This window comes from Pseudomonas sp. CLCA07, assembly GCF_053615335.1.
In genome coordinates this window covers 2,153,963-2,173,576 of the sequence record NZ_CM132131.1, presented here as the reverse complement: position 1 = coordinate 2,173,576, position 19,614 = coordinate 2,153,963, and the positions used below count along the sequence as shown (strand labels likewise).

The following is a 19,614-nucleotide window of genomic DNA, read 5'->3' as shown; positions in this document are numbered from 1 at the left end:
GACCCGCCCACCCCGAGTAAACGTCGATGTCTGGCCGCTGGCAATTGGTACGGTTTCTATCGCGACAGACAGGGGTTGATGGCAATCTGCCTGAAGCTGCCCGAAGCGTTCAGCGTTAAGATGCTCGACGGCAATGGCGATGGCGTGGTCGATAATCCCGACGCAATTTCCAGTGGGGTGATCTATATCGGCGATAATCCAGCCTCCGATGGCATCGCCAATGACATCACCGGAAATGATTCCGTAGACGTGATCACCCCAGTGGTGGAAAAATCCGGCGGCGGCAGCCGTCGCATCATGTGGCGACAAATACAGTAAGTGAGAGTTGAGGCATGCGTAGATCCAACCGAGGTTTTACCCTGATCGAAATCATGATCGTGATTGCGATCATTGGGATCGTCATCACCATTGCCGCCCCGAGCTTCACCGAATACCTGAATAAGGGCCGGCGCGGCGAAATCGCCGGGGTGTTGTCGGAGCAGGCGCAGATCCTTGAACGTTTCTACTCCCAGAACAATGTCTACACCAATGCCACCGGCCTGAGCGCCGGCAATGACTATTACACCATCACCCCGACCCTCACTGACCAGACCTTCCTGCTGACCGCGGTGCGCAAGTCCGGGTCGAGCATGGCCACCGACAAGTGCGGGGATTTCACCCTCACCAATACCGGTGTCAGAAGCATGGTCAATGCAACAGACGGGTTGACCGCCAAGGATTGCTGGGGTGGCTGAGTTTCGTTTTGGGCGTCATTTGCGCCCTCTGTCTATTTAACGGTTGGATCTGAACATGACCAGGCAACAGCAAGTGGTGATTGTCGGCGGCGGCGTGATTGGGCTGCTGACGGCGTTCAATCTCGCGTCCGAAGTGCACAGCGTTGTGCTGCTGGATCGTTCGAACGTCGGGCAGGAGTCGTCATGGGCCGGTGGCGGGATTGTTTCGCCGTTGTACCCGTGGCGCTACAACCCGGCAGTCACCGCGTTGGCGCATTGGTCCCAGGATTTTTATCCACAGCTCGGTGAGCGATTGTTCGCTGCGACCGGGGTTGACCCTGAGGTTCACACTACCGGTCTGTACTGGTTGGATCTGGATGACGAGGCTGAGGCGCTGGCTTGGGCCAAGCGCGAGAATCGTCCGCTGCGTGCTGTGGATATCTCTGCGGTACACGATGCAGTGCCGGTGCTGGGCGCAGGTTTTTCGCGGGCGGTGTACATGGCCGATGTGGCCAATGTGCGCAATCCACGGCTGGTGAAGTCGCTGAAGGCTGCGTTGCTGGCGCTGCCGAATGTGACGATCCACGAGCAGTGCGAAGTCAGCGGGTTCATTCGTGAGGGTGATCAAATCGTCGGTGTGCAGACTGCGACGGGTGCCATTGCTGGTGATCAAGTGGTGCTGACCGCCGGCGCCTGGAGTGGGGATTTACTGAAGAGCCTGGGTCTGGAACTGCCGGTCGAACCGGTAAAAGGGCAAATGATTCTGTACAAGTGCGCGGCGGATTTTTTGCCGAGCATGGTACTGGCCAAGGGGCGTTATGCGATTCCCCGGCGCGACGGGCACATTCTGATCGGCAGTACGCTGGAACATGAAGGCTACGACAAGACGCCGACCGATTCGGCTTTGGAAAGCCTGAAGGCATCGGCGGTGGAGTTGATTCCCGCGTTGGCGGATGCCGAAGTGGTCGGGCATTGGGCCGGGTTGCGACCTGGGTCGCCTGAAGGCATTCCTTACATCGGTCAGGTGCCAGGGTTTGAAGGCCTTTGGCTCAATTGCGGGCATTACCGCAATGGGCTGGTGCTGGCGCCGGCATCGTGTCAGTTGTTTGCCGATGTGATGCTCGGCCGCGAGCCGATTATTGATCCCAAGCCGTATGCTCCGATCGGGCGGATCTAGCCGCAGAAGTTTTGGCGCCTGGAAAATCGCTTCGCGAGCAGGCTCGCTCCCACAGTTGATCTGTAAACGACGCAAATTCCCTGTGGGAGCGAGCCGGCTCCGGGCGGCGTTCCGACGAAGGGGCCCTCAATCCAACCCTAACTTCTTCAGCCTGTAACGCATCGACCGAAATGACAGACTCAACCGCTGAGCCGCCGCCGTGCGGTTCCAGCGGGTTTCCTCCAGCGCCTGGAGAAGGAGTTTGCGTTCGACGTTTTCCAGATAGTGTTCAAGATTATCGATCTGCGTCAGGTCCGGCACCGCGCCTTCAACAGTGCAGTTACCCTCGGCCAGTCGTAAATCACTGGCTTCAATCTGTTTGTTTTCACACAAGGTGTGAGCTCGTTCGAGCACGTTCTCCAGCTCTCGAACATTGCCCGGAAAACGGTAATTTTTCAGTGCGTCCAGGGCGAGTGGGTGGAGCGTTGCGGCGGGTTGGCCGCTGCCGGCCGCCAAGCGCTTGAGCACATGGCTGGCCAGTGGTTCGATGTCGTCACGGCGTTCGCGCAATGAGGGAACCCGCAGTTCGATCACGTTGAGGCGGTAGTACAAATCCTGGCGAAATCGTTCAGCAGTGACTTCGGCATCGAGGTCTTTGTGGGTGGCGCAAAGGATGCGCACATCGACCACCGTTTCCTGTTGTTCGCCGACCCGGCGAACCGTTTTTTCCTGAATCGCGCGCAGCAGTTTGACCTGCATGGCCAAAGGCAAATCCGCGACTTCATCGAGGAACAGCGTGCCGCCATGGGCGGCCTGGAACAGTCCGGGTTTGTCTTCGATGGCGCCACTGAAACTGCCTTTGCGATGCCCGAAGAATTCGCTTTCCATCAGCTCTGACGGAATCGCCCCACAGTTGACCGGGACGAAGGGTTGATGGGCTCGCGGTCCTTGCTCATGGATCAGTCTGGCGACCAATTCTTTGCCACTGCCGGACTCGCCGCTGATGTAGACCGGCGCCTGGCTGCGCGCGAGTTTGTCGATGTGTTTGCGCAGGCTGCGCATGGGCAGGGAGTTGCCCAGAAGCCGGCGATCAATGGCGGTACTGGCCTCGCCCGGTGCAGGCAAGCGCAGGGCACTGGTGATCAGTTCTCTCAGCCGAGTGAGGTCGACCGGTTTGGTCAGGAAGTCGAAGGCGCCGGCCTTGAGTGCGTTGATCGCTGTTTCGAGACTGCCGTAGGCGGTGATCATCGCCACCGGCACTTGCGCGTAACGCTGCTGGATGTGCTGCACCAGCTCAAGGCCGGTGCCGTCGGGCAGGCGCATGTCGGTCAGGCACAGATCGAAGGATTCCCGGGCCAACAAGGCTTGGGCATCGCCCAGGTTGCGGACACTGAAGGTATCGAGTTTCATCCGTCCCAAGGTGATTTCGAGGAGTTCGCGGATATCCGGTTCGTCGTCGACGATCAGGACTTTGGGCCGTGGGCTCATGTTCAACTTTGTTTCCGTCCGTGGGCAAAAGTAATGCGAAAGCAGCCGCCGCCTTGGCGTGGTTTGAAGTCTAGGCGGGCCTGATTGCTTTCGCACAGCTCACGGGACAGATAAAGCCCCAGGCCCGTGCCTTGGCTACTGGTGGTAAAAAACGGTTCGAACAAATGCACCTGCTGGTCCGGCGCCACGCCGGGGCCGTTGTCCACCACTTCGAGCATCGGCAATTGGCTGTCGGCATCGACAAACAATTCGAGCCAGACTTGAGCCGCGTCGTGATTCAGGGCGCTATGGCGCCAGGCATTGCGTAGTAAATTGTCCAGCACCTGGGTGAGCTGGATCGGGTCCATCAAGGTGTTGAAGTCACCTGAGCCTATACGCAAGTGAATGTGCTGACCCTCGGTCGCGCCCTCACGGGCTTCGGCGACGAACCTTTCCAGCCACGGCTTCAGATCGAGCCGTTGCGGTACGGTTTGCTGGCGGCGGGACAGTTGCAGGACGTTTTCGATAACCCGATTCATTCGCTGAGAGTGGTCTTGAATAATCTGGGTCAGACGCCGATCTGCCCCCTTGAGTTCCTCGGATTCGCGCAGCAATTGTGCGGCATGACTGATGGCGCCCAGTGGATTGCGGATTTCATGGGCAATACCCGCCGTCAGTCGACCGAGGGCGGCGAGTTTTAGTTGCTGTGCTTGTTGTGCGACCTGAGCGAGGTCTTCGAGAAAAACCAGGGTCTGGTGGTTGGGGCTTTGGTTCAGGGCAATGAAACTGGGTTGCAGTTCCAGTCCGTTGCCAGCGATTTTCAGGCTTTGCGGGCGCAGGGTCGGATTGTTTAGCCACAGCTGAAGACGTTCGGCCAGCATTGGCGAAAAATCATCGATCAGCTGTCCGTCGAGGGCTTTGTGCCCCAGGAAAGTCAATGCGCTGTGATTGGCCAGTAGCACCCGCCGCTGCTCGTCGAGCACCAGAATGCCCGTGCGCATGCGTTGCAGGATCAGGGCATTGAGTGCTTCGAGCCCCACCACTTCGCTGGCCCGCTGTTCGGCGAGGTGTTCGCTGACTTCCACGCGTCTTGTCAGGCCTTGCACCAGCAATGCCGCGGCAAAACACAGCGCGCCGAGCGTGCCGACTTGCAGGTAATCGCTGGGACTGGCCGGGTGACTGTAGCTCAGGAGGAAACTCAAACCGACGATGCCCAGTGCGCCGACTGCGGCGATTGACAGGCCGGTACGTCCACGCAGCAGGGTATTGCCGATGGCCACCGACACGATCAATAGATTGCCGATGCCACTGGCCACTCCGCCAGCGGCGTAAAACAAACCGCAGAGCAGCAAGACGTCGACCAGCGCGAGGCTGAACAACTGCGCCGGCCGTCGGGTGTTTTCCAGAAACACCACCAGCAGAATATTCAGCACCAGGTACAACCAGCTGCCACTGCGCAGCAGGTCGTCATTGGCGAACGCCAGCAACCCGTTGTCGAGGTTGCTGGTCATCAACAACACCAGAGTGATGCCGACGCTTAAGCGGTAGAGGTGATAAAGGCGCAGCAGTCGCTGGGCCTGTTTGTCGCCGGGACTGGACGTCTCAGCGACCACCAGGGCCCGGGCCTTGCTCAAGGTGAGCCTGGCTGCAATACCACTGTTGTTGAAGGCTCAGCGCGCGGTCGCGGGGCAGGTGTACGCCGCAATGGGCGCAGCGGACCATCGGAGCAGCCTCCAGCTCGGCGGAGGACCGGGGGGCGGAAGCCGAGCCCTTGAACTTGCGCCAGAGCCATACCGCAGCGGCAATCAGGGCGATCCAGAACAGTAAACGGAGCATGGTGAGCAGCTTTATGACGAGTGATTCAGCAGTTTAGCCAAGGTGATGCCAAGCGCACAGCGTAATCATCACGCCCACAAAAAAGGAGCCTCGCAAGGCTCCTTTTTGTACAACCTGAGGTGTCAGTCGAACACGCCAAAGGTCATGTAGCTGAACCACGAGCGGTCGCTGTTGTTGCCTTCGGACTCGTGTTGCTCTTCTTCGACTGCGTCGCCACTTCCATCTTTAGGCTTCAGTTCGCTCGGAATCGCTTCCTTGGCATCCTGGAACTGTCTCTGCACGTCCTGGTTGGCGCGGGTTTCGCCTGGCGGCAGCGGTGGACGGGACTCGATCAGGCCCAGCGTGGCCTTGCTCAACCACGAACGGTTGTCAGCTTCGGCGACCGAAGGCTTGAACTGACCGTCTTCCAGGCTTGGGTTGTTCGGGTAGTTGAGCTTCAGGGTTTCGAGGCTGGTGGCTGCCAGCTCGTCCAGATGCATACGCTGGTAGGCTTCAGTCATGATCGCCAGGCCGTCACCGACGGACGGGGTATCCTGGAAGTTTTCCACCACGTAGCGACCACGGTTTGCGGCGGCGACATAGGCCTGACGGGTCAGGTAATAGTGGCCAACGTGAATCTCGTAGGCGGCCAGCAAGTTGCGCAGGTAAATCATGCGCTGCTTGGCGTCCGGCGAGTAGCGGCTGTTCGGGAAGCGGCTGGTCAGTTGGGCGAATTCGTTGAAGGAGTCGCGAGCGGCACCCGGATCACGCTTGGTCATGTCCAGCGGCAGAAAGCGCGCCAGCAGGCCGACGTCCTGATCAAAGGACGTCAGACCTTTCATATAGTAGGCGTAATCCACATTCGGGTGCTGCGGGTGCAGGCGAATGAAACGCTCGGCGGCCGACTTGGCAGCTTCTGGCTCGGTGTTTTTGTAGTTCGCGTAGATGAGCTCGAGCTGAGCCTGATCAGCGTAGCGACCGAACGGATAACGCGATTCCAGAGCCTTCAGCTTGGCAATGGCGCTGGTGTAGCTACTCTTGTCCAAATCTTGTTGAGCCTGCTGGTACAGCTCGACTTCGCTAAGGTTTTCGTCTACGACTTCCTTCGATGAGCAAGCAGCGGTCAATGCGAGGATGGCGATCAGCAGCAGGTGTTTCACTTGCATGGCGGCTTGCGTCCCTATGACGGCCGCTGTCTTGGGCGGGGCCGTCCTGTTATGATGAGTGCCCCGTTGTATAGCCTCGGGGCAAAAGACGCCGTATTTAACCACAAGCGCGCAGCTGAAACCAAAAGCTGTGCCGACGCCTAGTCTGAGCATGTCCGATAAAATTGAACTCCGCGCAGAGGTGCCGTCCGAATTGGGCGGCCAACGCCTCGATCAAGTCGCCGCACAATTATTCGCTGAGCACTCGCGCTCGCGCCTTTCCGCCTGGATCAAAGACGGCCGCCTGACTGTGGATGGGGCGGTTATCCGCCCGCGAGACATCGTTCACGGTGGCGCCATTCTTGAACTGACTGCCGAGCAGGAAGCTCAGGGCGAATGGATCGCTCAAGACATCGAGCTGGACATCGTCTATGAAGATGACGACATCCTGGTGATCAACAAACCTGCGGGTCTGGTGGTGCATCCGGCTGCCGGTCACGCTGATGGCACCTTGCTCAACGCCTTGCTGCACCACGTGCCGGACATTATTAATGTGCCCCGCGCCGGTATCGTGCATCGCCTGGACAAGGACACCACCGGTCTGATGGTGGTGGCCAAGACCATTCAGGCGCAGACACAGCTTGTCACTCAATTGCAGAGCCGCAGCGTAAGCCGGATATACGAGTGCATCGTGATCGGTGTGGTGACGGCGGGTGGCAAGATCAACGCGCCCATCGGTCGTCACGGCCAGCAACGCCAGCGCATGGCGGTGATGGAAGGTGGCAAGCAAGCCGTCAGCCACTACCGCGTGCTCGAGCGTTTCCGCTCCCACACTCATGTGCGGGTGAAGCTGGAAACCGGTCGTACCCACCAGATTCGTGTGCATATGGCTCACATCAACTACCCGTTGGTCGGAGACCCTGCCTACGGCGGTCGCTTCCGTATTCCTCCGGCAGCCAGTGTGACCATGGTCGAATCGTTGAAGGCGTTCCCGCGTCAGGCCCTGCATGCGCGGTTCCTGGAGCTGGATCACCCGACTACCGGTAAACGCATGAGCTGGGAATCACCGTTGCCGGACGATTTCGTCTGGTTGCTGACCCTGCTCAAGCAAGACCGTGAGGCGTTCATCGGATGAGTGACTGGCTGATTCCCGACTGGCCTGCGCCTGCCGGGGTGAAAGCCTGTGTAACCACCCGTGCGGGCGGCGTCAGCCTGACGCCGTTCGACAGCCTCAACCTCGGCGATCATGTCGACGACAGCCCCGACGCTGTGGCCGAGAACCGCCGTCGCCTCACCGATCATTTCTCTATTCAACCAGCCTGGCTGCAACAGGTTCACGGCATCGCCGTGGCCCATGCGGATCCAAGCCTGGTAGCCACCGCTGACGCCAGCTGGACGGCCACGCCCGGTATCGCCTGCGCGGCGATGACGGCTGACTGTTTGCCAGCGCTGTTTTGCGACCGTGCCGGCACCCGCGTTGCGGCGGCGCATGCCGGTTGGCGCGGGTTGGCGGCGGGGGTGTTGGAAGCAACCCTCGACGCGTTGGCCGTACCGGCAGAGGACGTGCTGGTCTGGCTCGGTCCGGCCATTGGCCCGCAAGCCTTTGAAGTCGGCCCGGAAGTGCGCGAAATCTTCGTGCAGCAATTACCCGACGCGGCCAAAGCTTTTGTGCCAAGCCAAAACGCCGGGAAATTTATGGCCGACATCTACGAGCTGGCGCGTTTGCGTCTGGCTGCTCGCGGTGTCACTGCTATTTATGGCGGCGGTTTCTGCACCGTGACCGATCCGCGCTTCTTTTCTTACCGCCGCAGCCCTCGCACTGGTCGGTTTGCCTCCCTCATTTGGCTTGAACGCTAGACTGAGCTGATCTGCATCAACATCACGACGCTTGAAACTCCCGGAATCGACCGCATCTATAACGGTATCTGGCAGGTTTCTTCATTCAGGATGTTTTATAGGTCCGGCCTGCTCAAAAGGAAGGTGACCCATGCGTATAGATCGTTTAACCAGCAAATTGCAGTTAGCACTATCCGACGCCCAATCCCTGGCTGTCGGCCTCGACCATCCCGGCATCGAGCCGGCGCACTTGATGCAGGCCATGCTTGAACAGCAGGGCGGCTCGATCAAACCCCTGCTGATGCAGGTCGGTTTCGACGTCAACAGCCTGCGTAAAGAGCTGACCAAAGAGCTCGACCAGCTGCCGAAAATCCAGAACCCGACCGGCGACGTGAACATGTCGCAGGACCTGGCGCGCCTGCTCAATCAGGCTGATCGCCTGGCCCAGCAAAAGGGCGACCAGTTCATCTCCAGCGAGTTGGTGCTGCTCGCTGCCATGGACGAAAACAGCAAGCTCGGCAAGTTGCTGCTGGGGCAGGGCGTGAGCAAGAAAGCCCTGGAAAACGCGATCAATAACCTGCGTGGCGGCGAAGCGGTCAACGACGCCAACCACGAGGAGTCGCGCCAGGCACTGGATAAATACACCGTCGACCTGACCAAGCGTGCCGAAGAAGGCAAGCTCGATCCGGTGATCGGCCGTGACGATGAAATTCGCCGGACCATTCAGGTCCTGCAACGCCGTACCAAGAACAACCCGGTGCTGATCGGCGAGCCTGGCGTGGGTAAAACCGCCATCGCCGAGGGCCTGGCCCAGCGCATCATCAATGGCGAAGTGCCGGATGGCCTGAAAGGCAAGCGCCTGCTGTCCCTCGACATGGGGGCGCTGATTGCCGGCGCCAAGTATCGCGGTGAGTTTGAAGAGCGCCTGAAGTCGCTGCTCAACGAGCTGTCGAAGCAGGAAGGGCAGATCATTCTGTTCATCGACGAACTGCACACCATGGTCGGCGCTGGCAAAGGCGAAGGCTCGATGGATGCGGGCAACATGCTCAAGCCTGCCCTGGCTCGTGGCGAGCTGCATTGCGTCGGCGCGACCACGCTCAACGAGTACCGCCAATATATAGAGAAGGACGCAGCCCTTGAACGGCGCTTCCAGAAAGTACTGGTGGACGAGCCGAGCGAAGAAGACACCATCGCGATTTTGCGTGGCCTCAAAGAGCGTTATGAGGTTCACCACAAGGTGGCGATCACCGACGGCGCCATCATCGCCGCAGCCAAGCTCAGTCATCGCTACATTACTGATCGCCAGTTGCCGGACAAAGCCATTGACCTGATCGACGAAGCGGCCAGCCGTATTCGTATGGAGATCGACTCTAAGCCGGAAGTGCTGGACCGTCTGGAGCGTCGCCTGATTCAGTTGAAGGTGGAATCGCAGGCGCTGAAGAAAGAAAGCGATGAAGCGGCGATAAAACGCCTGGAAAAACTCCAGGAAGAAATCGGACGCCTTGAGCGTGAGTACTCGGACCTGGAAGAAATCTGGAATTCGGAAAAAGCCGAAGTTCAGGGTTCTGCGCAGATCCAGCAGAAAATCGAACAGTCCCGTCAGGAGCTGGAAGCCGCACGCCGTAAAGGCGACCTGAACCGCATGGCCGAGCTGCAATACGGGGTGATCCCGGACCTGGAGCGCAGCCTGCAAATGGTCGATCAGCACGGTAAAAGCGAAAACCAGTTGCTGCGCAGCAAGGTGACTGAGGAAGAAATTGCTGAAGTCGTGTCGAAGTGGACCGGCATCCCCGTGTCGAAAATGCTCGAAGGCGAGCGCGACAAACTGATGAAGATGGAAAGCCTGTTGCACCAGCGTGTGATTGGTCAGGACGAAGCGGTGATCGCGGTTTCCAACGCGGTGCGGCGTTCGCGGGCCGGGTTGTCTGACCCGAATCGCCCAAGTGGTTCGTTCATGTTCCTCGGCCCGACCGGTGTCGGTAAAACCGAGCTGTGCAAGGCACTGGCCGAGTTCCTCTTTGATACCGAAGAGGCGATGGTGCGGATCGACATGTCCGAGTTCATGGAGAAACATTCAGTGGCCCGACTGATCGGTGCGCCACCAGGTTACGTAGGCTATGAAGAGGGCGGTTACCTGACCGAGGCGGTGCGTCGCAAGCCTTACTCGGTGATCCTCCTGGACGAGGTCGAGAAGGCCCACCCGGATGTGTTCAACATCTTGCTGCAAGTGCTGGAAGATGGCCGCTTGACCGACAGCCATGGCCGCACGGTGGATTTCAAGAATACCGTGATCGTCATGACGTCTAACCTGGGTTCGGTGCAGATCCAGGAACTGGTCGGTGATCGTGAAGCGCAGCGTGCGGCGGTGATGGATGCGATTTCCACCCACTTCCGGCCGGAGTTCATCAACCGGGTCGACGAAGTGGTGATCTTCGAGCCATTGGCGCGGGATCAGATCGCAGGCATTACCGAGATCCAGTTGGGACGCCTGCGCAGTCGTCTGACCGAGCGTGAGCTGAAACTGGAACTGAGTCCTGAGGCCATGGATAAGCTGATCGCGGTGGGTTACGACCCTGTGTACGGCGCACGTCCGCTCAAACGAGCGATTCAGCGCTGGATCGAGAACCCGCTGGCTCAGTTGATTCTGTCGGGTCGTTTCATGCCCGGCGAGACCGCCAAGGGTGTGGTGGAGAACGACGAAATCGTATTCGTCTGACCTATCCAGGCAACAAAACTGATGAGGCCTCGCATTGCGAGGCCTTTTTTTCGCCAGGCTGTTGAACTCTAAGGAAAAGGCTTGTAAAGTGCGCCCCGCAGTAAGTCACCCGCCAGGGTTTCCGCTCCCCAAGCAGGAATCCAAAATAAGTTGCAAATCATTAACTTGAAAGCAATTTAGGGGGTTGACAGAGGTTCTGAAGATTGTAGAATAGCGCGCCTCAGACACACGAACGCAGCGATGCGAACGAGTCGAAGAGAACGCAAAAAGCTTCACCGTTGTAAATTGAAATATGTAGTTCCGTGATAGCTCAGTCGGTAGAGCAAATGACTGTTAATCATTGGGTCCCAGGTTCGAGTCCTGGTCACGGAGCCAATTTCAAACCGGGGTATAGCGCAGTCCGGTAGCGCGCCTGCTTTGGGAGCAGGATGTCAGGAGTTCGAATCCCCTTACCCCGACCATTTTTGGGTCGTTAGCTCAGTTGGTAGAGCAGTTGGCTTTTAACCAATTGGTCGTAGGTTCGAATCCCACACGACCCACCATTTTTGAAACCAGTTAACGCTGGAATCGAATCTTAAGATCAGAGGCCAAAAGCGCTGATCGAAGAAGGCGACTTGTAAAGGTCGCCTTTTTTTTACCGGGGTATAGCGCAGTCCGGTAGCGCGCCTGCTTTGGGAGCAGGATGTCAGGAGTTCGAATCCCCTTACCCCGACCATATTAAAAATCCTCGTATCGAAAGATACGGGGATTTTTTTTGTCTGCCGAAAAAAAGCCCCGCTTCTCGGTGGAGAAAGCGGGGCGTGGTACTCAGTGGCTTAGGCGCCGTCTTGGTCTTTCAGGTGCCCGAACAAACCTTTTGGCATTTTCTTGCCGTTGGCTTCGAAGTTGGCTTTCACGTTGTTGTAAGCCTCTTGCTCGTCGATAAAACCGTCATGGTTGGTGTCGATCTTGTCAAAATTGGACTTCGGCGCGACTTTCAGGAATTCCGCACGGGAAACTTTACCGTCGTCATCGGTGTCGGTTTTGGCCATCGATGCATCGCCACACTTGCCTTCACCGCATTTACCTTCAGGGGTTTTCACCACCTGTTCAGCCGAGGCCAGCAGATAGCCTTGCGTCAGCGGCTGCGAAGCGAATACGGAGCCGGTCAACATCATGCCACCGGCCAAAACAGCGCCAAGCAGACCGATAGTGTTTTTGGTAGTACGGGACATTTCAATTCTCCTGGGTTGCACGACACAACCGCTTGATAACGGGTTGCCACGTAAGTGCGGCGATAAACCTGCGCAGGCGTGGTGCCTTGCTCGGGTGTGGCCATTTAGCGGGAGTGGTGTATCGCTACTGTGTCGCGCAAGGGGGGAGTTTGTAATCGAAGGGGCAAAAACGCGGGGGGAGATACAGTGAGACACAGATTTATACGTTGATGACTAAAAAATGTGGGAGCGAGCCTGCTCGCGAAGGCGGTGTAACAGTCAACACAGAGGTTGAATGTAATGGCCTCTTCGCGAGCAGGCTCGCTCCCACAGTTGGATGTGTGTCAGTGCAGCTTGAGTCGCGGTTCCGTCCCGCGCCCGATCTTGCTGCCCAGCATCAACATCGCCGTGCGAAACGCGCCATACAGCGCCATCTGGTGCATGCGGTACAGCGACACATAAAACATCCGCGCCAGCCAACCTTCCAGCATCACACTGCCGGTCAGGTTGCCCATCAAGTTACCCACAGCCGAAAAACGCGACAGTGAGATCAACGAGCCATAGTCGGTGTACTTGTACTCCGGCAACGCCTTGCCTTCGATCCGCAGCTTCAGCGATTTGGCCAGCAACGAAGCCTGCTGGTGCGCCGCCTGGGCACGCGGCGGTACATTGCGATCAGTGCCCGGTTGCGGGCAGGCCGCGCAATCGCCGAAGGCGAAGATGTTCTCGTCGCGGGTGGTTTGCAGGGTTGGCAGCACTTGCAGCTGGTTGATGCGGTTGGTTTCCAGACCGTCGATGTCCTTGAGGAAACCCGGAGCACGAATCCCGGCGGCCCAGACTTTCAGGCTGGCGTTGATCACTTTGCCATCGGCGGTGATCAGGCTGTCGGCCGTGACTTCACTGACCGCGGCATTGGTCATGACGTTGACCCCGAGTTTCTCCAGGGTTTTATGCACAGGCCCACCGATGCGTTCTGGCAGGGCGGGCAATACCCGAGGACCGGCTTCGATCAGGGTGATGTGCATGTTCTCCGGTTTGATTCGGTCCAGGCCGTAAGCCGCCAACTCATGCGCGGCATTGTGCAGCTCGGCGGCCAGTTCAACGCCAGTAGCGCCGGCACCAACGATGGCCACGCTGATCTGTTCGACTTTGTCGGTTTGCCCGGCATGGGCGCGTAGATAGTGGTTGAGCAGTTGCTGGTGGAAACGCTCGGCCTGTTTGCGCGTGTCGAGGAACAGGCAGTGTTGCGCCGCGCCTTGGGTGCCGAAATCGTTGGTGGTGCTGCCGACGGCAATCACCAGCGAGTCGTAACCCACTTCGCGGGCGGGCACCAGTTCCAGACCGGCTTCGTCGTAAGTGGCGGCCAGCTGGATTTTTTTATGCGTGCGATCGAGCCCGCTCATGCGCCCCAGCTGGAACTCGAAGTGGTTCCATTTGGCCTGGGCAACATAGTTGAGTTCGTCTTCGGAGGAGTTCAGCGACCCGGCCGCCACTTCGTGCAACAGCGGTTTCCAGATGTGGGTCAGGTTCGCGTCGACCAGCATCACACTGGCCGTGCCACGCTTGCCCAGAGTCTTACCCAGACGGGTAGCCAACTCCAGACCGCCGGCGCCGCCGCCAACGATGACAATACGATGAGTCATGGGGATATCTCGAAAGGCTAAAAGAAATCGGTGCAGTCAACCGAGCGAGCGCGATGCTGCTCATAGCGTCAGGTAACTGATAAATCGGCTCAACAGGCCCAGACCAATGGTCACTGCCAGTACCACCACCAGGAGCATCCACGGCCGGAAAGGACGGCGCTCGACTCGGTGCTGGGACAAGTGCAGGTACTCTTCGACATGCTTTTGGTCGTCGGGGTTCAGGCGACTGGTCATAAAGGCCTCGTCAGTAGACGTTGCTGAATGTGTAGAAGCTACAGGCTGAGTTAACGAACGTTGAACGGAGCATAGCCGCTGTCCGGGAAAGGCTCGACGCTCACCGTGTCGTCCAGGCGAATGATTCCACTTTGTATCACTCGGGCGGTGATTCCGCCATGTCCGCGCACGGCCTGAAAAGTCCCGGGGCCGAGGTTGTTTTGAAGGCGCGCACAAGGCTGGCACCAGCCGGTGGTTTCGAAAATCGCCTGACCGATCCGGAAGCGCCGTCCCTTCAGGCTGAACAGGTTGATACCGCTGATAACGAGGTTGCGCCGCAAATCATTAGGTAATACCGGCTGATCGTCCGGGCGGCCCATCAACGAACTGATCACCGCCAGATGCTCCCACTGAATCAACGTCACCTGCCGCGCGTTACGCACGCCAGGGCGGGCTCGATCGCCGGTCAAACCGGCTTCGAGTCGCGCTTCCACTTTATCCAGTTCGATCATCGGTACGTGAGGTTCGGGGCGCACGCCGATCCAGCGTACGCGGCCGGTTTGCGGGACTTGTGCGATCAATGCCTGCAATGGGCTCACAGGCTGATTCCGACATCGAAGACGATGCTGCGCCCCAGATTGCTGCGCAGGAAGTCCGGTGCATCCGGGTGCGCGAACAGCACCCGGGCGAACGTCGGGCCGACCAGTGACAGCGAACGCCAGCCCTGGCGCAGGTATTCGGTCGGCGGTGGGAAATGGCTGTTGAGGTCCAGCACTTCGCGCTTGAGGCTGGCGAAGGCGATGATGTCGAGTTCCCCCAGGTCCATGCCACGTTCTTTGTAGTTGTGCGCTTTTTTGCGCAAGGTCGGCGCCAGTCTCAACAAAAACTCATTGGCGGGGATGCGTTTGGGTTTGGCTTCGCGTCGCACTAACTGACTCAGGGAAAACGCACTGCGCCGACGTTGCAGCTCGTCGCGCCATTCGTCGTTCAGTCGCCGGCCCTCATCGAGCACGAAGAACACCTCGAAATTCGCCTCCCGAAACAATACGTCCGGCGGCTCGCCGGCCGGGGCGAACTCGTCGGCGCGGTAGGGAATGTTCAAGCCTTGCAGCAGGCGCTGGCACACCCAACGCTCACGCTCCCATTTGCGGGCATTGGACAGGAACGCGTTGGCTTGCTCGGCCGCGATGGTCAGCAGGCGTAAATAATCTGAGTCATCCATAGGCCCAAGCTTAGCGTTCAAATGCGACAAGCAGAAAGCGTTTACCGGCAATGGACGTCACTGGGCAGTCTGAAAGGGCGGTGTAGACTGATGGCCATCATGCAGAAGCGATAGGACAAGGGGGTGAATGTGAAATATTGGCCGGTGTTGCTGCTCGGTTTTCTGCCCTTGTGGGCCCAGGCGCTGGAAGTGGGCGAGCGACTGGCGCCCTGGACCTTGCTCGATCAGTACGACCAGGCCTTTACGCTCGATAAACAGACTCAGACGCTGCTGGTGGCGCGAAGTATGGAGGCCGCCAAACTGGTAGAGGCTGCACTGCAAGGCCAGCCAAAAGGCTATCTGGAGGCGCGGCACGTCGTATTTTTAGCGGACATCCAGCGCATGCCACGGTTGATCGCGAAGATGTTTGCCATTCCGGCCATGCGCGATTATTCCTACCGGGTAATGCTGGACCGTGAGGGGCGTGTGGCGCCGCGCTACCCCGGGGCTGAGGACAAAGTACTGTGGCTGCAACTCAAGGACGGCCAATTGTTGGCACAACACGAATATGCCACGGCCGCGCAGTTACATGAGGCGCTAGAGAAGGCCCGACCATGATCGGTGCCGAGCTGCTGTCACCGCAGACGCTGACGGTCGGCTGGCTGATCTATGTGCCTGTGCTGCTCTGGGCCATCTGGCGCGCGCCCTGGGTTGAGCTATTCACAGACAGCCGCCGCCAGCATTTGCTGTTCGGCACGGTGTTCGCGCTGTTTATGCTGTGGCTGGTGCGGCGGGATTTCGACACCGGCGTGTCTTATCACTTCATCGGCATGACAGCCGTGACCCTGCTGCTGGATTGGCCGTTGGCGATCATCGGCGGCTTGATTGCGCAGTTCGGACTGGTGTTGCTCGGGCGTCAGGACCTGGTCGCCGTTGGCGTAAACGGGGCGCTGCTGATTTTACTGCCGGTGCTGGTCACCGAGTGCATCGCCATCCGGGTGGAGCGGGCGCAGCCGCGTAACCTTTTTGTGTATATCTTTTGTTCCGGTTTTTTTGCGGCGGCGCTGTCGGCGTTGTTGTGCCTGCTGCTGGCTCTGTGGGTGCTGTGGTTCGACGAACGTTTTGCCATGCCGTATTGGCTGGAAGATTTTGTCGGCTATCTGTGGCTGCTGATTTTCCCGGAAGCGTTCATCAACGGCATGATTGTCAGTGCGCTAGTGGTGTTCAGCCCTGAATGGCTGGAGACGTTCAATCGCACGCGCTACCTTTCGGCCCCCTGGAAAGACGACGATCCGAAGTCTTGATCCACATCAAATCGACTTTTCGCTGGCGAACACATGCTCGACAAAACCTTCAGGAGCATGGGTATGAGTGTCTACGAGTGGGCGAGGCAGGAGTTGCGTCAGAGTCTGGATGGGGCGCAGGAGGTGGGGTTTGATCCGGGCTTGAGCCTGCGCGCCTTGCTCAGCGCAGTGGTACAGCAAAGCAAGGCAGTGCGCAGTACCGAAGACCTGGCCGACGAGTTGCGTTTTCTCGCGGAAAACCTCGATGACGACCAGGACTACGGTTTTATGCGACCTTGAACCTCAGTGACGCGGTTCGAAGTCTTCGCTGAACAGGTCGTCTTCAGCGTCCGGGCTGACCGGAATCTTGTGCTCTTCCGATGCCCAGGCGCCCAGGTCGATCAGTTTGCAACGATCCGAACAGAACGGCCGGAACTTGTTCTCGGGGCTCCATTCGACAGGAGCGCCACAGGTTGGGCATTCGACGGTTGGGGTCTGGCTCATGACTGGCCTCCACGCAAAGTAAGGTAAAAGTGATGCAGGCGTTCGACCTCGCTGTGCAGCCAGGCGAGGTCGCGGTCGTTGACTACCACATCGTCGGCATGGCTCACGCGGTCCTGGCGGCTGGTCTGGACCTTGAGGATCGCCTGGACCTGTTGTTCAGTGGTCTGGTCACGCTGCAAGGTGCGTTCGATTTGTAACTGTTGCGGGGCATCGATCACCAGGACGCGTTGAGTCATGGCGGTCTGCCCGGACTCGATCAGCAGCGGCGAAACCAGAATCGCGTAAGGCGATTGTGCCTTGGCCAGGTTGTGAGCGATTTCTTCACCGATCAACGGATGCAACAAGCCTTCGAGCCACCGGCGTTCCTCCGGCACTTCAAAGATCAATGCGCGCAGGGCCGCACGATCCAGTTGTCCGTCGGCTTGCAGCACACCAGGGCCGAAGTGTTCGGCGATGGCGGCCAGCGCCGGGCGACCCGGTTCCACCACCCAGCGCGCCGCGTGATCGGCGTCCACGACGTGGATGCCCAGGTCGATGAAGTGTTGGGCGGCCGCGCTTTTGCCGCTGCCGATGCCGCCGGTCAGACCTAGAATCCAGGGTTTTTCCACAGGGGTATTCATTTCAAACCGACAAACTGCCAATAGGAGTCGGTTATTTGACCACCCCAGAGCAAGGCAATCCAGCCGGCAATCGCCAGATAGGGGCCGAAGGGGATTGGCGATGAGGTTTTTGCGTTGCGCAGACGCAACAAAATCACCCCGAGAATGGCGCCCACGAGCGATGACAGCAGGATCGTCAGCGGCAGAATTTGCCAGCCACCCCACGCCCCGAGCATGGCCAGTAACTTGAAATCACCGTGGCCGATACCGTCTTTTCCGGTGAGCAGCTTGAACAACCAGAAAACCGACCACAACGCCATGTAGCCGGCCACCGCCCCCCACAGCGCTTCATGCAATGACACGAAGACCCCGAAGCTGTTGACGATCAACCCCAGCCATAACAGCGGCAGTACCAGCACATCCGGCAGCAGTTGGTGCTCGGCGTCAATCAGGCTCATCGCCAGCAAGCCCCAGGTCAGGACCAACACCGTGCAGGCCTGCCACCCGAAACCGAAATGCCAGGCGATAAACGCCGAGAGCAGACCACAAGCCAGTTCGGTCAGCGGATAGCGCTTGCCGATAGGTGCGGCGCAGTTCGAGCATCGTCCCCGTAAAAACAGATAACTGAGCACCGGGATGTTTTCCCATGCGCGAATTCGATGGTCGCACTGCGGGCAATGGGAGTGGGGCAGCATCAAGTTGTAGGTCGGGCCGGGCGCTTCGGGTGGTACACCCAGAACATCATGGGCTTGCAGCCGCCATTCGCGATCGAGCATTTTCGGCAGGCGCCAGATCACCACATTGAGAAAGCTGCCCACGACCAGGCCCACCACTAATGCGAGGGTCACGAAGAACGCTGGGTAAACAGTTAGAATTTCATTCAAAGGCATGTCAGATCGCTGAGCCGAGTTGGAAGATGGGCAAGTACATCGCAACCACCAGGCCCCCGACGATAACACCCAGCACGACCATGATGAATGGCTCCATCAGGCTGGTGAGGTTATCGACCATGTTGTCCACTTCGTCTTCGTAGAAGCCCGCGACCTTGTCGAGCATGGCATCCAGTGCGCCGGACTCTTCACCAATGGCCGTCATTTGAATCGCCATGTTGGGGAATACGCCGCAAGTGCGCATGGAAAAATTCAGCTGCATGCCGGTCGACACGTCCTGCTTGATGCGCAGGACCGCACGCTTGAACACGATGTTGCCGGTCGCACCGGCCACGGACTCCAATGCTTCGACCAATGGCACGCCGGCGGCAAAGGTAGTCGACAGCGTTCGGGCGTAGCGGGCCACGGCAGACTTGTACATCAGCGTGCCGATCAGGGGCAGTTTCAACAGCCAGGTGTCCAGCCAGTCGCGAAAGCCCGGGGATTTCTTGAAAGCGTGGCGCACGCCGAAAATCGCCGCGATCAGCACACCGAGCATCACCCACCACCAGTGCTGCATGAACGCCGACAGGCCGATGACCATCACCGTGAAGGCAGGCAGTTCGGCACCAAAACCTTTGAACACCGACTCGAACTGCGGCACCACCTTGACCAGTAGAATCCCCGTGACAATGATCGCGACAAACACCACGGCCAATGGGTAGGTCATGGCTTTTTTGATTTTTGCCTTCAGGCTTTCGCTCTTTTCCTTATAGGTCGCCACCCGTTCCAGCAAAGTATCGAGGGCGCCGGCCTGTTCACCGGCATCCACCAGGTTGCAGTAGAGCTCATCGAAATACTGCGGCTTTTTGCGCAGGGACGCGGCGAAGCTGTTACCCGCCGCGACTTCCTGTTTCAACTCGTCCACCAGTTTGCGCATGGCCGGGTTATCGAAGCCTTCGCCGATAATGTCGAATGACTGCAACAGCGGCACGCCGGCTTTCATCATGGTCGCCATCTGCCGGGTGAACAGGGCGATGTCCTGAGTCTTGATGCGTTTGCCGACGTTGAAAATCGACGCGGATTTCTTGCGCACCTTGCCGGGGGTGATGCCTTGCTTGCGCAGTTGGGCCTTGATCAACGCCGGGTTCTGGCCGCTCAACTCACCGATCATCTTGGTGCCTTTCCTGTCTGTGCCTTCCCAGGCGTAGACATTTGTTTTTGCTGCTTTGACCGACATGTTCAGTCCTTGGTGACCCGA

General features: G+C 58.7%; 21 protein-coding genes, 4 tRNA genes and 1 pseudogene. 13 read left to right on the top strand and 13 right to left on the bottom strand.

Features of this window, described 5'->3' with window-relative positions; translation table 11 throughout:
* Positions 1–102 precede the first annotated feature (102 nt).
* The 3 genes and pseudogenes from ACWGZX_RS09995 to thiO all read left to right on the top strand — a co-directional run.
* Positions 103–318 (top strand): annotated as a pseudogene (locus ACWGZX_RS09995) (hypothetical protein); the annotation flags it as partial.
* Between the two features lie 14 nt (positions 319–332).
* Positions 333–734 carry a type IV pilin protein gene (locus tag ACWGZX_RS09990; protein WP_452628197.1) on the top strand — a complete coding sequence of 134 codons (402 nt, stop codon included), beginning with the start codon at positions 333–335 and terminating at the stop codon, positions 732–734.
* Between the two features lie 55 nt (positions 735–789).
* Complete coding sequence (thiO, locus tag ACWGZX_RS09985) at positions 790–1,890, top strand: glycine oxidase ThiO (RefSeq protein WP_452628196.1); 1,101 nt, start codon at positions 790–792, stop codon at positions 1,888–1,890.
* 126 nt (positions 1,891–2,016) lie between these two features.
* On the opposite strand, the gene ACWGZX_RS09980 is transcribed toward thiO, so the two are convergent.
* From ACWGZX_RS09980 to ACWGZX_RS09965, 4 genes are all read right to left on the bottom strand, one after another.
* Complete coding sequence (locus ACWGZX_RS09980) at positions 2,017–3,357, bottom strand: sigma-54-dependent transcriptional regulator (RefSeq protein WP_452628195.1); 1,341 nt, start codon at positions 3,355–3,357, stop codon at positions 2,017–2,019.
* Between the two features lie 2 nt (positions 3,358–3,359).
* On the bottom strand, positions 3,360–4,949 hold the full coding sequence (locus ACWGZX_RS09975; protein ID WP_452628997.1) for a sensor histidine kinase: 1,590 nt from the start codon (positions 4,947–4,949) through the stop codon (positions 3,360–3,362).
* Positions 4,939–5,172 (bottom strand): PP0621 family protein, encoded by a 234-nt coding sequence (locus ACWGZX_RS09970; protein WP_452628194.1) that lies wholly within the window; start codon positions 5,170–5,172, stop codon positions 4,939–4,941. The genes ACWGZX_RS09975 and ACWGZX_RS09970 overlap by 11 nt, the downstream gene beginning before the upstream one ends.
* Before the next feature lie 122 nt (positions 5,173–5,294).
* Positions 5,295–6,317 (bottom strand): outer membrane protein assembly factor BamD, encoded by a 1,023-nt coding sequence (locus ACWGZX_RS09965; protein ID WP_452628193.1) that lies wholly within the window; start codon positions 6,315–6,317, stop codon positions 5,295–5,297.
* A gap of 151 nt (positions 6,318–6,468) precedes the next feature.
* On the opposite strand from ACWGZX_RS09965, the gene rluD reads away from it, so the two are divergent.
* The 7 genes from rluD to ACWGZX_RS09930 all read left to right on the top strand — a co-directional run bounded on the left by rluD (position 6,469) and on the right by ACWGZX_RS09930 (position 11,563).
* The gene (rluD, locus tag ACWGZX_RS09960; protein WP_007942311.1) at positions 6,469–7,431 is read left to right on the top strand and encodes a 23S rRNA pseudouridine(1911/1915/1917) synthase RluD; all 963 of its coding nucleotides are present in this window, start codon (positions 6,469–6,471) and stop codon (positions 7,429–7,431) included.
* Positions 7,428–8,153 (top strand): peptidoglycan editing factor PgeF, encoded by a 726-nt coding sequence (pgeF, locus tag ACWGZX_RS09955; protein ID WP_223515587.1) that lies wholly within the window; start codon positions 7,428–7,430, stop codon positions 8,151–8,153. The genes rluD and pgeF overlap by 4 nt, the downstream gene beginning before the upstream one ends.
* 130 nt (positions 8,154–8,283) lie before the next feature.
* Positions 8,284–10,848, top strand: a complete 2,565-nt coding sequence (clpB, locus tag ACWGZX_RS09950) for an ATP-dependent chaperone ClpB (protein ID WP_452628192.1) — start codon at positions 8,284–8,286, stop codon at positions 10,846–10,848.
* Between the two features lie 299 nt (positions 10,849–11,147).
* Positions 11,148–11,223: transfer RNA gene (locus ACWGZX_RS09945), tRNA-Asn, on the top strand.
* Positions 11,224–11,232: 9 nt separating this feature from the next.
* Positions 11,233–11,309: transfer RNA gene (locus ACWGZX_RS09940), tRNA-Pro, on the top strand.
* Between the two features lie 5 nt (positions 11,310–11,314).
* A tRNA-Lys gene (locus tag ACWGZX_RS09935) sits at positions 11,315–11,390 on the top strand.
* Between the two features lie 96 nt (positions 11,391–11,486).
* Positions 11,487–11,563: transfer RNA gene (locus tag ACWGZX_RS09930), tRNA-Pro, on the top strand.
* A 100-nt stretch (positions 11,564–11,663) separates the two neighbouring features.
* On the opposite strand, the gene ACWGZX_RS09925 is transcribed toward ACWGZX_RS09930, so the two are convergent.
* From ACWGZX_RS09925 to ACWGZX_RS09905, 5 genes are all read right to left on the bottom strand, one after another.
* Positions 11,664–12,062, bottom strand: a complete 399-nt coding sequence (locus ACWGZX_RS09925) for an HvfA family oxazolone/thioamide-modified RiPP metallophore (protein WP_452628191.1) — start codon at positions 12,060–12,062, stop codon at positions 11,664–11,666.
* 323 nt (positions 12,063–12,385) lie between these two features.
* Entirely contained in the window at positions 12,386–13,684 is a 1,299-nt protein-coding gene (locus ACWGZX_RS09920) for an NAD(P)/FAD-dependent oxidoreductase (RefSeq protein WP_452628190.1), read from the bottom strand.
* Between the two features lie 60 nt (positions 13,685–13,744).
* Positions 13,745–13,918 (bottom strand): DUF3094 domain-containing protein, encoded by a 174-nt coding sequence (locus ACWGZX_RS09915; RefSeq protein ID WP_008028730.1) that lies wholly within the window; start codon positions 13,916–13,918, stop codon positions 13,745–13,747.
* Between the two features lie 50 nt (positions 13,919–13,968).
* Positions 13,969–14,496, bottom strand: a complete 528-nt coding sequence (locus ACWGZX_RS09910; RefSeq protein WP_452628189.1) for an MOSC domain-containing protein — start codon at positions 14,494–14,496, stop codon at positions 13,969–13,971.
* The gene (locus ACWGZX_RS09905; RefSeq protein ID WP_007942303.1) at positions 14,493–15,119 is read right to left on the bottom strand and encodes a DUF1780 domain-containing protein; all 627 of its coding nucleotides are present in this window, start codon (positions 15,117–15,119) and stop codon (positions 14,493–14,495) included. Before ACWGZX_RS09905 ends, ACWGZX_RS09910 begins: the two co-directional genes overlap by 4 nt.
* A gap of 129 nt (positions 15,120–15,248) precedes the next feature.
* Between ACWGZX_RS09905 and ACWGZX_RS09900 the strand changes: the two genes are divergently transcribed.
* From ACWGZX_RS09900 to ACWGZX_RS09890, 3 genes are all read left to right on the top strand, one after another.
* The gene (locus ACWGZX_RS09900; RefSeq protein WP_452628188.1) at positions 15,249–15,716 is read left to right on the top strand and encodes an FAD/FMN-containing dehydrogenase; all 468 of its coding nucleotides are present in this window, start codon (positions 15,249–15,251) and stop codon (positions 15,714–15,716) included.
* A complete protein-coding gene (locus ACWGZX_RS09895; RefSeq protein WP_452628187.1) occupies positions 15,713–16,402 on the top strand; it encodes an energy-coupling factor ABC transporter permease in 690 nt (229 codons plus the stop codon). Before ACWGZX_RS09900 ends, ACWGZX_RS09895 begins: the two co-directional genes overlap by 4 nt.
* A 63-nt stretch (positions 16,403–16,465) precedes the next feature.
* Positions 16,466–16,681: a hypothetical protein gene (locus ACWGZX_RS09890; protein ID WP_452628186.1), complete on the top strand. Its 216-nt coding sequence runs from the start codon at positions 16,466–16,468 to the stop codon at positions 16,679–16,681.
* A 3-nt stretch (positions 16,682–16,684) separates the two neighbouring features.
* On the opposite strand, the gene yacG is transcribed toward ACWGZX_RS09890, so the two are convergent.
* From yacG to ACWGZX_RS09870, 4 genes are read right to left on the bottom strand one after another with little or no spacing between them, the layout of a single operon-like run.
* Positions 16,685–16,885 carry a DNA gyrase inhibitor YacG gene (yacG, locus tag ACWGZX_RS09885; protein WP_452628185.1) on the bottom strand — a complete coding sequence of 67 codons (201 nt, stop codon included), beginning with the start codon at positions 16,883–16,885 and terminating at the stop codon, positions 16,685–16,687.
* Positions 16,882–17,505, bottom strand: coding sequence for a dephospho-CoA kinase (gene coaE, locus ACWGZX_RS09880; RefSeq protein WP_452628184.1), 624 nt, complete (start codon positions 17,503–17,505; stop codon positions 16,882–16,884). The genes yacG and coaE overlap by 4 nt, the downstream gene beginning before the upstream one ends.
* Complete coding sequence (locus tag ACWGZX_RS09875) at positions 17,502–18,374, bottom strand: prepilin peptidase (RefSeq protein ID WP_452628183.1); 873 nt, start codon at positions 18,372–18,374, stop codon at positions 17,502–17,504. Before ACWGZX_RS09875 ends, coaE begins: the two co-directional genes overlap by 4 nt.
* Position 18,375: 1 nt before the next feature.
* Complete coding sequence (locus tag ACWGZX_RS09870; protein ID WP_452628182.1) at positions 18,376–19,593, bottom strand: type II secretion system F family protein; 1,218 nt, start codon at positions 19,591–19,593, stop codon at positions 18,376–18,378.
* Positions 19,594–19,614 lie beyond the last annotated feature (21 nt).